Raw genomic sequence first — 13443 nt, 5'->3', positions numbered from 1 at the left:
GTAACAAGCCGGAAATTTTAGTACGACGCTATGGTCGTCCCCTTGCCTCGGCCACTGGGAAGGGCTGTTCAGGGGGGGGGCGGCGGACTCGGGGAGGGGCCGTGACCTGCGTGATCTTCGATCGGGGAGAGATGCCCCACACCACGAGCGAGGGCCGCGACCAGTGGTCGCGGCCCTCCCTTGTTACGCGTGTCCGAGGGGGGACTTGAACCCCCACGCCCGATAAAGGGCACTAGCACCTCAAGCTAGCGCGTCTGCCATTCCGCCACCCGGACAAGGTGTCTGTCGTGCGGGGTTTCCCCCGCGGCGACGACGTAAACATTACCAGGCTTTCCGGGGTGCCCGATCACGCCGCCGGTCCGCCTCGGGCCGTGACCGGCGTGAACGGCGTGTGACGGGCCGGGACCGGTCTTGGGCGGGGGCGGTGGGGCGAGGGAGGATGAACAGGACCCGGCCGCCCCGACCGCGCAGTGCGGGCCGCAGGGCCGGGAACCACCAGCAGTGACAGCGGGAGGAAGCAGCGTGAGCGCGACGGACACGGCCAGCAGCGTCACCGGCGAGGACGAGGTCGTGGACCTCTGCCGCGACCTGATCCGGATCGACACCAGCAACTACGGCGACCACTCGGGGCCCGGCGAGCGCAAGGCGGCCGAGTGGGTCGCCGAGAAGCTCGCCGAGGTCGGGCTCGAACCGAAGATCTTCGAGTCCCACCCGGGGCGCGCCTCCACGGTGGCCCGCATCGAGGGCGAGGACCCGTCCCGGCCCGCGCTGCTCATCCACGGCCACCTCGACGTCGTACCGGCCAACGCGGCCGACTGGACCCACGACCCGTTCTCCGGCGAGGTCGCCGACGGGTGTGTGTGGGGCCGGGGCGCGGTCGACATGAAGGACATGGACGCGATGACGCTGGCGGTCGTGCGCGACCGGCTGCGCAGCGGGCGCAGGCCCCCGCGCGACATCGTCCTCGCCTTCCTCGCCGACGAGGAGGCCGGCGGCCTCTACGGCGCCCGCCACCTCGTCGACCACCACCCCGACCTCTTCGAGGGCGTCACCGAGGCGATCAGCGAGGTGGGCGGCTTCTCGTTCACCGTGAGCGAGGAGCGGCGGCTCTATCTGATCCAGACGGCCGAGAAGGGCATGCACTGGATGAAGCTGACCGTCGCCGGCACCGCCGGGCACGGCTCGATGATCCACCGGGACAACGCGATCACCGAACTGTCCGAGGCCGTCGCCCGGCTCGGCCGGCACACCTTCCCCGTACGGGTCACCAAGACGACCCGGGCCTTCCTCGACGAGCTCGGCGACGCGCTCGGCACCCCGCTGGACCCCGAGGACATGCAGTCCACCCTCGCCCGGCTCGGCGGCATCGCCAAGCTCATCGGCGCGACCCTCAGCAACACCGCCAACCCCACCCAGCTCGGCGCCGGCTACAAGGTCAACGTCATCCCGGGCGAGGCCACCGCGCACGTCGACGGACGCTTCCTGCCGGGGCACGAGGAGGAGTTCCTCGCCGACCTCGACCGGATCCTCGGCCCGAAGGTGCGCCGTGAGGACGTGCACTCCGACAAGGCCCTGGAGACGTCCTTCGACGGCGCGCTGGTCGAGGCGATGCAGTCCTCGCTGCTCGCCGAGGACCCGACCGCGAAGGCGATCCCCTACATGCTCTCCGGCGGCACCGACGCCAAGTCCTTCGACGACCTCGGCATCCGCGGCTTCGGCTTCGCCCCGCTGAAGCTGCCGCCGGAGCTGGACTTCGCCGGCATGTTCCACGGCGTCGACGAGCGGGTGCCGGTGGACGGGCTGAAGTTCGGCGTGCGCGTGCTCGACCGGTTCATCGACGCGTCCTGAATTGTCCCGGTGAAACGAGGTCTCAGTAATCGGCCGCCTGTGCGGGCGCGACTGGGAAGAGTGAATGCGCCGATAAGCTCGTAGCCTCATTAATTCCCCCTCGTTACTGGTGATGCGATCCGCTGCTTGGGATCGCATTGCCAACAAGGAGGAATAATGATCAAGAAGGTCGTCGCTGCTGCGGCTGCCACTGGTGGGCTGGTTCTCGCGGGCGCGGGCCTGGCCGTCGCCGACGCCGGTGCCCAGGGTGCCGCGGTGCACTCCCCGGGCGTCGCGTCCGGCAACGTCATTCAGGTGCCCGTTCACGTCCCGGTGAACGTCTGCGGCAACACGATCTCGGTGATCGGGCTGCTGAACCCCGCCTTCGGCAACACCTGCATCAACAAGTGACGTCGACCCGCTGAGGGGTCGTCCACGCCGTCGGCCCCGGAGCGCACGCCATGCGCTCCGGGGCCGACCGGTCTTTTTCCGAAGGAATGCCCGAAGACATCGAGGAAAGCAGGGATTCAGTAATGCGACAGGTCACCCGCAAAGGCCTGATGACCGTGGCGGCGGCGACGGGCGTGATCGCCGCCGCGGGCGGCTACGCCCATGCCGACTCCGGCGCGTACGGGTCCGCCAAGGACTCGCCCGGCGTCCTGTCCGGCAACTCGGTGCAGGCGCCGGTGAACGTGCCGGTCAACGTCTGCGGCAACACCGTCGACGTCGTCGGCGTCCTCAACCCGGCGATCGGCAACTCCTGCGCCAACAAGGGCGGCGGCGCCCCGGCGGGCGGATACGGCGAGCACCGGGGCAACGGCGGGAGCCATGGCGGGAGTCACGGCGGGAGCCATGGCGGGAGTCACGGCGGGAGCCATGGCGGAAACCACAGCGGAACCCACAGCGGAAACCAGGGCGGCGGCCACGGCGGAAACCAGGGCGGCTCCGGCGAGCACGGGGGCCCCGGAGGCGCGCACGCGGGCGGGCACACCGGCGGTTCGCCCGGGGTCGGCTCCGGCAACCACGTCCAGGCGCCGATCGACGTGCCGGTGAACGTCTGCGGCAACAGCGTCGACGTCGTCGGGCTCCTCAACCCCACGACCGGCAACGACTGCGCCAACGACGACTCGGGCAGCCACTACGGCACGCCTCCGGGCCGCGGCCACGAGACGCCGGGCAAGCCCGGGCACCAGGGCCCCGGCAAGCCGGGCGAGCACGGACACTCCAGCCCCTCCGGACCCGAGGCCGCGCCGTCCGCCCCGGGTCGGGTGACGCCGGCCGGAGCCTCGTCCGTCCACCGGACCGGTTCCGCCTCCGCCGCGCAGCTCGCGCACACCGGCAGCGAACTGCCCATCGGGCTCGCCCTGCCGGTCGGCGCGGGCGCGCTGCTCGCGGGCGCGGTCCTCTACCGCAAGGCGCGCGCCACCGTGTGACGCACACCCCATGCGATGGAGCGGGCCCCGCCTATGCCCAGGCGGGGCCCGCTCCGTTTCCGTCGTCCCACCTCACCAGGTGGCCCGAACCTGGCGGATGATCCGCCGGCGCAGCCGCACCCTGCGACTGCCGTCGCGTAGGAGGCTCAGACGGTCCAACTCCCAGTGACCGTACTCGGCATGGTCCGTCAGCAGACGAGTCGCGTCCTTGCGGGAGACCCCGCGCGGTACGTACACGTCGACAAATTCGTATTCCGGCATCGCATCTATTGTGCGGGCTGGGGCCCGGTACGGATAGCGTCTGCACTATGTCTGATGCTGCGCAGCCCACCGCTGCCGAGGTACGCGCCGCCGCCGAGGCGGTCAAGACTGCGCTCGACCGCCACCTGGCGGCGGTCGAACGCAGGACTGGGGAGGACGACCCCGCCGTCTACGAGGCGTTCAACGAGCTGGCCGCGGCCGCCGAGGTCTACGACGAACTGCTCTACGACCGCTACGACGAGGTCACCCCTTTCGAGATTCCCGGCGCGGAGGACTCCCTGCCGCCGTACGAGGGCCCCGAGGAGCCGAACGCGCTGAGCGTGCTGATCCGTCGCGACTACGCCGTGGCGGAGCCGCAGCGGCTGCTGGCGCAGGCCCAGCGGGTCGAGGCGGCCGACGAGGAGAACGGGGGAGCGGGGATCTCCGGCACGGTGCACGGCGCGTTGGGCATCCTGTTCGGCGAGTTCGAAGCGGACGAGATCGCCTCCCGGCACAAGGAGTTCGGCCTGGAGGAGGGCGACTCCACGCTGTGGGTGCTGGCCGCCGACGAACCGGCCGACGCGGGCGAGTGGCTGGAGGCTCCGTTCGACCAGGCCGACCCGCAGCGGGTGGTGTGCCGCTTCGACGTCAGCGCGGTGTTCGACGAACTCGAGGACGGCGACGAGGACCTCGAGGACGACATCGAGGACGGTATCGAGGACGTCATCGAGGACGACGACCTGGAGCCGCTGGACGCGGACCGCTAGGTACTGTCCGGCGGCTCGGGCCGGCGGACGTCACGACGACGACGGCGGCGGTCACGGTGGGCTTCCCCACCGTGACCGCCGCCGTCGGCGTTCTCGCACTTCGGCGTGCGGCTATTCGGCCGCCGCGGGGACCTGGGTGCGCAGCAGGACCGGCAGCCGGGTCGTGCGGGGCTTCGCGGGGACCTCGGCGACGGCCCTCGGCAGCGCCTGCTCGACGCCGTGCACCACGGACAGATGCCGCTCCGCCCGGCCGAAGGCCGTGTACACCCAGGGGCGGGAGAGGGCCTGCGCCGCGTCGCCGGGCAGCACCACGACCGCCGCGGGCCACCGGCTGCCCACCGCCTGGTGCGCGGTCAACGCCCACCCGTGCCGCACGGACTGCTCCACCCGGTCCCTCGGTACGACGACGGAGGCGCCGGCGCAGGACAGGTGCAGCCCGTCCGCGTCGGCCGTCACCACCTGGCCCGGCGCCGTACGGCCCGGGGTGGGGGAGTACGCGATCCGGTCCCCGGGGTCGAAGCCGCCGAAGCGGCCGGGGCCGGGGTTGAGCCGCTCCTTGAGGGCGGCGTTCAGCGCGCGCGTGCCGGCCGCGCCGCCGTGGCCCGGGGTGATCACCACGGTCTGCCCGGGCGCGATGCCGAAGGCCCGCGGCACCGAGTCCGCGACGAGCTGCACGGTCCGGTGCACGGCCTCGCCCGCGTCCCGCACCGGCACGATCACCAGCTCCTTGCCGGGCGCCTCGACCTGGTTCAACTCGCCCACGCCGATTCCGGAGACGAGCTCGCCGAGCGGCCCGGGGTCGGGTGTGCGCGAGGCGATCTGCGGGCACACACGGGCCGCGAGCAGGTCGGCGAAGACCCGGCCCGGTCCGGCCGACCACAGCACCGCCGGGTCCCCGCAGAGCACCAGCCGGGCCCCGTCCGGCAGCGACTCCGCCACCATCGCGGCCGTCTCCACGTCGAGTTGCGGCGCGTCCGGAAGGACGAGCAGGTCGAGGGCCAGGGCGCCGTCGGCGTCCCGTCCGGGACCCTCGGCGCCGGCGAGGAGACCGGAGACGGTGACGACCCTCTCGTCCCTCTCGTCGCCTTCGGGTGTCTCCGTCCCTTCGGCCAGGAGCGCCGAGAAGCGGTCCCGTCCGTCCGGTGTGTGGCAGGCCGCCACCGTGCGCAGGCCCAGGGGCCGGGCGGCGGCGAGCAGGGCGGCCGGTTCGGCGCGGGCCGCCTCGCCGCCGGTGTGGAGCACCAGGCCGTGCCCGGCGACCGCGCGGATCAGCTCCGCCGCGCTGCCGGACGCCGAGGCCGCCGCCGGCTCCCAGGAGGGGGAGGCCTCCTTGGACAGGGAGTTCACGATCCGGGCCAGGGCGTCGGCGAAGCTCTCCTCCGCGAGCGCGTACCGCTCCAGACCGACGAGGACCCGGACCGGCCGCGCCTCTTCGCCGTCGCCCGCGTCCTCCTCTGATTCCCCGGATCCCCTGGGTTCCGCAGCCCGGCCCGCCCGCGCCGGGGCGGCTCCGGGCTCCTCCAGGGCGTCCTGGAAGACGAGGGCCTCGCCCTCCGCGAGCGTGCTCTGCACGGCCGCGTCCGGGTCCGGGACGGCACGCTGGGCGAGGGCCGCGGTGAGGGCGGTCAGCTCCAGGGCGGTGTGCCCGGCCAGGGCGGCCTGCTCCAGCAGCCAGACCGTCATCGCGCGGCCGCGCCGCTCGTCGTCCGGGGCGCACTCGGCGCCCAGCAGCGCCCGTGCGAAGCCGTCGGCCTGCTCGGGCCGCACACCGGCGACGCGCAGCAGCTGCCAGGGGTCCTCGCGCAGCAGCTCCTGCGCGCCCTCGCCGAGGGCGGCGGCGACCTGCGGCGCGAGCGCCTCGGGCGCACCGCCTTCGGCCAGCGCCCGCCGCACGGCCTCGACCGCGTCGGGCGCGGGCGCCGGGGGAGCGGCGGCCTCGGCGGCCACCGGCTGCGGGCGTCGGACGGGCTCGGGGGCCGGGCGGCGCGGGGCGGGCTCCGCAGGGCTGAACACGGCGGCCGCGGGCTTGGCGCCACTCTCCACGGCCCGTACGGCAGCAAGCAGGTCGGCCGCCTTCCCACTGAGCTTGGTCCCGCTGGCGATGGGCTCCGCCTTCTCGGCCTTCCGCCGCTCGATCCGCTCCCGCTCCACCTTCTGCGCGGCGAGCTCGGCCTCGGCCTCGGAAAGCTGCGCCGCCTTGCCGTCGCCGTCGGTCTCCGCGCCCGGCGTCCCGCCGTCGTCCCCGGATGCGGATGCGGACTCGTCCCCGGCCTCGGAGAGCCGGCCCGCGGTCTCGCTGTCGTCGTCGGTCTCCGCGCCCGGCGCACTGTCGGCGCCCTTCGCCGAGGGTGTCCCGGGGGCGTTCCCGACCTCCGAGTCGTCCCCGGAGGGGGAGGCTGCCGCGGGCGCCTGGCCTGAGGCGGTCTCCCCGCGAGGGGCGCCGACCCCGTCGTCGGAGGCGGTGTCGGCCGGGGCGGGGTCCGGTGTTCCCGGACCGGGGGTCTCCGGCTCCGTGCTCACAGCGTGCTCCAGTCGTGATCGGGATAGCGGTGCACGGGCGCCGACACATCGTCGAGGGCCCGGCAGATCTCGTCAGGAAGACTAAGGGCCTCCACTGACAATGCGGCCGTGAGCTGCTGCGCGTTGCGCGCGCCGACGATCGGGGCGGCCACCCCGGGTCGGTCGCGGATCCAGGCGAGGGCGACCTGGAGGGGGGTCACCGCCAGTCCGTCCGCCGCGGTCGCCACGGCGTCGACGATGCGGCTCGCCGTGTCGTCCAGGTACGGCTCGACGAAGGGCGCGAGGTGGTCCGAGGCCGCGCGCGAGTCGGGCGGCAGGGCGTCGCCCCGGTACTTGCCGGTGAGGACGCCCCGGCCCAGTGGAGAGGACGGCAGCAGGCCGATGCCCAGGTCCAGCGCGGCCGGCAGCACCTCGCGCTCCACCCCGCGCTGCAGCAGCGAGTACTCCAGCTGCGTCGACGCCAGCCGCGTACGCGTGCCGGGCGCGGCGAGCTGCCAGGTGGCGGCCTTGGCGAGCTGCCAGCCGCAGAAGTTGGAGACGCCGGCGTAGCGGGCGCGGCCGCTGGAGACCGCGATGTCGAGGGCCTGGAGGGTCTCCTCCAGCGGGGTGTCCGGGTCGAAGGCGTGGATGTGCCACACGTCGACGTAGTCCGTGCCGAGCCGGGCGAGCGAGGCGTCGAGGGCGGCGAGGAGATGGCCCCGCGAGCCGTCGAAGCGCCGGTCCGGATCGGGCACGCTGCCCGCCTTCGTGGAGATGATCAGATCCCGGCGCGGCACCAGGCCCTCGATGAGGCGTCCGAGCAGATACTCGGCCCCTCCGTCGCCGTACACGTCCGCCGTGTCGACGAGGGTGCCGCCCGCCTCCCAGAACGTCTTCATGAGGTCCGCGGCGTCGTGCTCGTCGGTGTCACGCCCCCAGGTCAGGGTGCCCAGCCCGATGCGGGACACGCGCAGGCCGGTGCGGCCGAGATGCCTCTGCTCCATGAACGCCGACATTACTGGCCAGAACTGAGCCGTGGGTTGCCTGTGGATAACCCAATCTCCGGCAAGCGCGGCCCGGTTCCCCGCAGGCCAAGAGCCCGGCGGAGGGACGCGACCCTCGCCACACCGCCCTCCCCGGACGGCGGCGCCCGCGCTACTGTCTCCGCAACAGCGTCGTTACTGATCAGTAAGGGGAATCGGCCATGCAGCTCGGTATCAACCTCGGCTACTGGGGCGCCGGAATGGACGGCGACAACCTCGCGGTGGCCCAGGAGGCCGACCGCCTCGGCTACTCCGTCTGCTGGGCCGCCGAGGCCTACGGGTCGGACGCCGCGACCGTGCTCACCTGGGTCGCCGCGAAGACCGAACGCATCGACGTCGGCTCGGCCATCTTCCAGATCCCGGCCCGTCAGCCCGCGATGACCGCGATGACCGCCGCCACCCTCGACTCCCTCTCCGGCGGCCGCTTCCGCCTGGGCCTCGGCGTCTCCGGACCGCAGGTCTCCGAGGGCTGGTACGGCGTCAAGTTCGACAAGCCGCTGGCACGCACACGTGAGTACGTCGAGATCGTCCGCAAGGCGATGACCCGGGAGCGGCTGTCCTACGAGGGCGAGCACTGGACGCTGCCGCTGCCGGGCGGCCCGGGCAAGCCGATCAAGCTCACCGTGCACCCGGAGCGCGAGCACATCCCGCTGTACATCGCCGCCATCGGGCCGAAGAACCTGGAGCAGACCGGCGAGATCGCCGACGGCGCGCTGCTGATCTTCCCGTCGGCCGACCACATCGAGGACACCGCGATCCAGTACCTGCGGGCCGGACGCGAGAAGGCCGGCAAGACGCTGGAGGGCTTCGACGTCTGCCCGACGCTGCCGCTGGCCGTGGGCGACGACAAGGACGTCGAGCGGCTCGCCGACACCTTCCGCCCCTACACCGCGCTGTACGTCGGCGGCATGGGCAGCCGTAAGCAGAACTTCTACAACCAGCTGGCCCGGCGCATGGGCTACGAGGAGGCGGCCGCCGAGATCCAGGACAAGTACCTGTCCGGCGACAAGCAGGGCGCCGCGGCCGCCGTACCGCACGAGCTGATCGACCGGACCACGCTGTTGGGCTCGGTGGAGCGGATCGCCGACCGGATGAAGGCCTACGCGGCCGCCGGGGTCACCACTCTGACCCTCGCCCCCGCGGGCTTCACCCTCGACGAGCGCCTCGCCTCGCTGCGGGCCGGTTCCGAGGCCCTGGAGCGCGCCGGCCTGGCGTGACGGGGGAGAGTGATTCCCGACGCGGATTCCCCACGCTGATTCTCAGCGCGGATTGACAGCGCGGGATTTCAGCGCCGAATTCCAGCCGGACACTTCAGCGGCCGTGGTGGGGGCTCGGGGGTCTTCCCCGCCACGGCCGTCACGCAGCACAACGCCCCGCACGCGCGCGGGTTACGCCTTTGCGGTGAGACGGCCCGTCCTTCGTTCGGCGGAGCCGTCCGGCACTGCTGTTGCGGCACTCCGCGTGTCGCATTTGACTCGTTCTCATGCTTTCGGCCAAGAGTCTGTTCCAGGAGATCCTCGACCACGACGCGTCGTTCGCGCTCTTCTGCTCCATCGCCGCCAGCGGGGAGTCGCAGGGTGGCTGGGAGAACGCCCGGATCGCGAGCCTCGTCCCGCACAGCGAACGCGACCTCGCGCCCAAGATCGCCCGTCACGGCGCCGACGAGGACAAGCACGGGCGGATCTTCAACGCCCTGCTGAGGAAGCGCGGCCTCCAGCCCGTCCCCGTGCCGGCCGACACCGACTACACGATGCTCCTGGAGCGGCACGGCATCGGCCTCGCCCACGCCAGGCTCAGGGTCGACCGGCCGCTGACCGTGCAGGACATCGTCACCTACCTCGCCCACAGCCGGGTCACCGAGCAGCGCGCCTCCGAGCAGATGGACCTGCTGCGCCGGCACTTCGCCGACCACCCCGACCTCGGCCGAGCGGTCAAGATGATCTCCCACGACGAGGACAACCACCTCGCCTACTGCCACGAGGAACTCCTGCGCTTCGCCCGCGCCGGCCACGGCCGCGCCATCCAGCGCACGCTGCGCGACTGCGCGCTCGCCGAGATCCGCGTCTACCGCGACGTCAGCCTCGCCGTCATGGCCCACATGGGCGACCTCCTCGGCTGGCCGAGGGCCAAGTCGGCCGTCCTCGCCGCCGGCATCCACGCCGTGTACGCGTGGGAGCGGTTCGCGGGCTGGCGGCGCATGGTGTCCCTGGAGCCTCCGGAGCGCCGCGACGCCCTGGGCGGATCACCCGCGCCGGCCCCCGAGTTCGCCTGAGCGCCACAGCCGACCCGCCGCCCCCCGGCCATCGTCACAGCCAGCCGCGCCGCTTGAACAGCCGGTACAGCAGCACCTCCAGTCCGGCCATCAGCGCGATCACCGCCGGGTACGACCACAGCCAGTGCAGCTCCGGCATGTGGTCGAAGTTCATGCCGTAGACGCCGGCGATCATCGTGGGGACGGCCGCCATCGCCGCCCACGCCGAGATCTTCCGCATGTCGTCGTTCTGCCGGACGCTCATCTGGGCCAGGTGCGCGGAGAGGATGTCGGAGACCAGCCGGTCCAGGCCCTCCACGGACTCGTTCACGCGCGCGAGATGGTCGTCGACGTCACGGAAGAAGGGCCGCGCGCTGTCGCTCACGAAGGGCACCTCCGAGCCGGGCATGCCGACGCCCGCCAGCCGGTTCACGGGCACCGCCAGCGGGCCGGTGGCCCGGCGGAACTCCAGGATCTGCCGCTTGAAGGCGTAGATCCGCGAGGCGGTGTGCCGTGAGCCGCCGCGGTCCGGCGAGAACACCTCCGCCTCCAGGCTCTCCAGGTCGGTCTGGAGCTCGGTCGCCACCTCCAGGTAGTGGTCCACGGTGGCGTCGGCGATCGCGTACACCACCGCCGTGGGCCCCTTCGCCAGCATCTCCGGCTCGTCCTCCAGCCGGTCGCGTACGGCCGTCAGCGGGGCGCCCTCGCCGTGCCGGACGGTGACCACGAAGCCGTCGCCGAGGAACACCATGACCTCCCCGGAGGAGACGGTGTCGCTCTCGGGCTCGTAGACGACCGGCTTGAGGACCAGGAACAGCGAGTCGTGGAAGATCTCCAGCTTGGGCCGCTGGTGGGCCTTGAGGGCGTCCTCCACCGCCAGCGGGTGCAGCCCGAACTCCCGGGTGACGAGGTCGAACTCCTTCTCGCTGGGCTCGTGCAGCCCGATCCAGACGAAGCCGCCCGCGGCGCGTGCCTCGTCCAGGGCGCCGGAGAAGTCCGCCGGGCCCTCGGTACGGCGCCCGTCACGGTAGACGGCGCAGTCGACGATCACGGAGCGCATTCTCCTCTCGGCGGCTGTCCGGCGCACGCGTGCGTACGCCTACGCTGGCCGCATGCCCACCCTGATTCTTCTTAGGCACGGCCGGTCCACCGCCAACACCTCCGGGGTGCTCGCCGGCTGGACGCCCGGCGTCGCCCTCGACGAGCGCGGCGTCTCCCAGGCGGCCGCGCTGCCCGGCAGACTGGAGGGTGTGCCGATCTCCGAGGTCGTCGCCAGCCCCCTGCAACGCTGCCAGGAGACGATCCGGCCGCTCCTGGACGCCCGCCCCGGCCTGTCCGTGCACACCGACGAACGGATCGGGGAGTGCCATTACGGCGACTGGTCCGGACGCAAGCTGGCAGAGCTGAAGGACGAGCCCCTGATGGAGGTCGTGCAGGCGCACCCCTCCGCGGCCGCCTTCCCCGGCGGGGAGTCCATGCGGGCCATGCAGACCCGTGCCGCCGAGGCGGTGCGCGAGTGGAACGCGCGCGTGGAGCGCGACCACGGCGCCGACGCCGTCTACCTGATGTGCTCGCACGGCGACATCGTCAAGTCGCTCGTGGCGGACGCCCTCGGACTTCATCTCGACCTCTTCCAGCGGATCTCCGTCGAGCCCTGTTCCGTCACCGTGATCCGGTACACCCGGCTGCGGCCCTTTCTCGTGCGCCTCGGGGACACCGGCGACTTCGCCTCTCTCACACCGCGCGAGGAGCCGCCGACCGGGGACGCCACGGTCGGGGGCGGTGCGGGCGCACCGTGATCGTCGGCCGCAGTAGGGTGAAGCGGTCCGCTCGCGCGCGCGTGCACGCATGGACGTTCCCCGACCCACGATGACCCACGACTCCCATGGAGACAGGACGTGTCCCGTCAGGTGTTCCTCTACGATCCACCGGACCGCTTCGTGGCCGGCACGGTCGGACTGCCCGGGCGCCGTACCTTCTTCCTCCAGGCCGTCGCCGGCGCCCGTGTGACCAGCGTGGCCCTGGAGAAGACCCAGGTCGCCGCGCTCGCCGAGCGTATGGACGAACTGCTGGACGAGGTCGTACGCCGTAGCGGCGGCAGCGCCTCCGTGCCCGCGATGTCACCCGCCGAGAACACCGACACGGCTCCCCTCGACAGTCCCGTCGAGGAGGAGTTCCGGGTCGGCACCATGGCCCTCGCCTGGGACGGCGAGGAGCAGCGCATGATCGTCGAGGCGCAGGCCCTCGTGGAGCTCGACGCCGACTCCGAGGAGGACCTGGCCGAGGCGGAGGAACGGCTCCTCCAGGACGAGGAGAACGGGCCCCCGATGCTGCGGGTCCGGCTCACCGGCGCGCAGGCGCGCGCCTTCGCCAAGCGGGCCCTCGACGTCGTCAACGCCGGCCGGCCCCCGTGCCCGTTGTGCAGTCTGCCGCTCGACCCGGAAGGACACGTATGTCCGCGCCAGAACGGATACCGCCGGGGGGCGTGACGACCACCGACCCGGCCTTCGCCGAGCTGCTCGCGCACGGTGAGCTGACCGTCCGCGGACGTATCCGCGACGCCTCCAACGCGGCCCTGTACTGCACCGTCGCGCACGAGGGCCGTGAGGCGGCCTGCGTCTACAAGCCCGTCGCCGGGGAGCGCCCCCTGTGGGACTTTCCCGACGGCACCCTCGCCCAGCGCGAGGTCGCCGCCTACGAGGTCTCCGCGGCGACCGGCTGGGGGTTCGTGCCGCCCACCGTGCTGCGGGAGGGCCCGTACGGCGAGGGCATGTGCCAGCTGTGGATCGAGGCGGCCCCGGAGGCGGAGCTGCTCGCCCTGGTCGACGCCGAGGAGCCGGAGCCGGGCTGGAAGGCGATCGGCTTCGCCGAGGTCGGCGAGGGCCGCACCGCGCTGCTGGTCCACGCCGACGACGAGCGACTGCGACGGCTCGCCGTCCTGGACGCGGTGATCAACAACGCCGACCGCAAGGGCGGCCACCTCCTGCCCACCGAGGACGGCCGCCTCTATGGCATCGATCACGGTGTCACCTTCAACGCCGAGAACAAGCTGCGCACGCTCCTGTGGGGCTGGGCGGGCGAGCCCCTGCCCCCGGAGGCGGTGGACGTCCTCAAGGCCCTCAGGACCCTCCTGGAGCCCGAAGGAGCCCTGTCAGCGACCCTCGCCCCCCTCATCACCCCCGCCGAACTCGCCGCCACCCGCACCCGCGTCGACGAGCTCCTCCGGTCCGGCAGACACCCGGACCCCAGCGGCGACTGGCCGGCCATCCCCTGGCCGCCGGTGTAGCCGGGGCAGGTCCTGCGAGCACACCGGCGGGGAGTGCGCAAGAGTGCCTTACCGGTCATCTGGCCTGCTCCGGTTCGTATACGCAAGTTCCGTCCGG

The 13443-nt window shown here is 72.6% G+C and carries 13 protein-coding genes and 1 tRNA gene; 9 read left to right on the top strand and 5 right to left on the bottom strand.

What is annotated here, in order from left to right; genetic code table 11:
- Positions 1-190: 190 nt before the first annotated feature.
- Positions 191-275 (bottom strand) — tRNA-Leu (locus OG562_RS07560).
- 247 nt (positions 276-522) lie between these two features.
- Between OG562_RS07560 and OG562_RS07555 the strand changes: the two genes are divergently transcribed.
- From OG562_RS07555 to OG562_RS45985, 3 genes are all read left to right on the top strand, one after another.
- Positions 523-1848 carry a M20/M25/M40 family metallo-hydrolase gene (locus tag OG562_RS07555; RefSeq protein ID WP_266395130.1) on the top strand — a complete coding sequence of 442 codons (1326 nt, stop codon included), beginning with the start codon at positions 523-525 and terminating at the stop codon, positions 1846-1848.
- Positions 1849-2004: 156 nt separating this feature from the next.
- Positions 2005-2238 (top strand): chaplin ChpH, encoded by a 234-nt coding sequence (gene chpH, locus OG562_RS07550; RefSeq protein WP_028806602.1) that lies wholly within the window; start codon positions 2005-2007, stop codon positions 2236-2238.
- A gap of 122 nt (positions 2239-2360) precedes the next feature.
- Complete coding sequence (locus OG562_RS45985; protein WP_323187492.1) at positions 2361-3260, top strand: chaplin; 900 nt, start codon at positions 2361-2363, stop codon at positions 3258-3260.
- Positions 3261-3332: 72 nt separating this feature from the next.
- On the opposite strand, the gene OG562_RS07535 is transcribed toward OG562_RS45985, so the two are convergent.
- Complete coding sequence (locus OG562_RS07535; RefSeq protein WP_005485166.1) at positions 3333-3521, bottom strand: DUF5703 family protein; 189 nt, start codon at positions 3519-3521, stop codon at positions 3333-3335.
- Between the two features lie 47 nt (positions 3522-3568).
- Between OG562_RS07535 and OG562_RS07530 the strand changes: the two genes are divergently transcribed.
- Positions 3569-4267 carry a hypothetical protein gene (locus tag OG562_RS07530; protein ID WP_266395099.1) on the top strand — a complete coding sequence of 233 codons (699 nt, stop codon included), beginning with the start codon at positions 3569-3571 and terminating at the stop codon, positions 4265-4267.
- A gap of 111 nt (positions 4268-4378) precedes the next feature.
- Here OG562_RS07530 and OG562_RS07525 read toward each other — a convergent pair whose 3' ends face one another.
- Both OG562_RS07525 and OG562_RS07520 read right to left on the bottom strand, forming a co-directional pair.
- Positions 4379-6787 (bottom strand): helix-hairpin-helix domain-containing protein, encoded by a 2409-nt coding sequence (locus OG562_RS07525; RefSeq protein WP_266395097.1) that lies wholly within the window; start codon positions 6785-6787, stop codon positions 4379-4381.
- Positions 6784-7770, bottom strand: coding sequence for an aldo/keto reductase (locus OG562_RS07520; RefSeq protein ID WP_266395095.1), 987 nt, complete (start codon positions 7768-7770; stop codon positions 6784-6786). Before OG562_RS07520 ends, OG562_RS07525 begins: the two co-directional genes overlap by 4 nt.
- Before the next feature lie 200 nt (positions 7771-7970).
- On the opposite strand from OG562_RS07520, the gene OG562_RS07515 reads away from it, so the two are divergent.
- Together OG562_RS07515 and OG562_RS07510 are read left to right on the top strand one after the other, a co-directional pair.
- Positions 7971-9026, top strand: coding sequence for an LLM class F420-dependent oxidoreductase (locus OG562_RS07515; RefSeq protein WP_266395093.1), 1056 nt, complete (start codon positions 7971-7973; stop codon positions 9024-9026).
- Positions 9027-9292: 266 nt separating this feature from the next.
- A complete protein-coding gene (locus OG562_RS07510) occupies positions 9293-10081 on the top strand; it encodes a ferritin-like domain-containing protein (protein WP_266395090.1) in 789 nt (262 codons plus the stop codon).
- Positions 10082-10115: 34 nt separating this feature from the next.
- Here OG562_RS07510 and corA read toward each other — a convergent pair whose 3' ends face one another.
- A complete protein-coding gene (corA, locus tag OG562_RS07505) occupies positions 10116-11111 on the bottom strand; it encodes a magnesium/cobalt transporter CorA (RefSeq protein WP_266395087.1) in 996 nt (331 codons plus the stop codon).
- A gap of 61 nt (positions 11112-11172) precedes the next feature.
- Between corA and OG562_RS07500 the strand changes: the two genes are divergently transcribed.
- From OG562_RS07500 to OG562_RS07490, 3 genes are all read left to right on the top strand, one after another.
- Positions 11173-11859, top strand: a complete 687-nt coding sequence (locus OG562_RS07500; protein WP_266395084.1) for a histidine phosphatase family protein — start codon at positions 11173-11175, stop codon at positions 11857-11859.
- Between the two features lie 99 nt (positions 11860-11958).
- The gene (locus OG562_RS07495) at positions 11959-12549 is read left to right on the top strand and encodes a DUF3090 domain-containing protein (protein WP_266395082.1); all 591 of its coding nucleotides are present in this window, start codon (positions 11959-11961) and stop codon (positions 12547-12549) included.
- Complete coding sequence (locus OG562_RS07490) at positions 12513-13346, top strand: SCO1664 family protein (protein WP_266395079.1); 834 nt, start codon at positions 12513-12515, stop codon at positions 13344-13346. The genes OG562_RS07495 and OG562_RS07490 overlap by 37 nt, the downstream gene beginning before the upstream one ends.
- Positions 13347-13443 lie beyond the last annotated feature (97 nt).

The sequence above is a fragment of the Streptomyces sp. NBC_01275 genome (genome assembly GCF_026340655.1).
Taxonomy (GTDB): Bacteria; Actinomycetota; Actinomycetes; order Streptomycetales; family Streptomycetaceae; genus Streptomyces.
The sequence above is the reverse complement of the archived record's forward strand: the minus strand, read 5'-3'. Positions and strand labels throughout refer to the sequence as shown.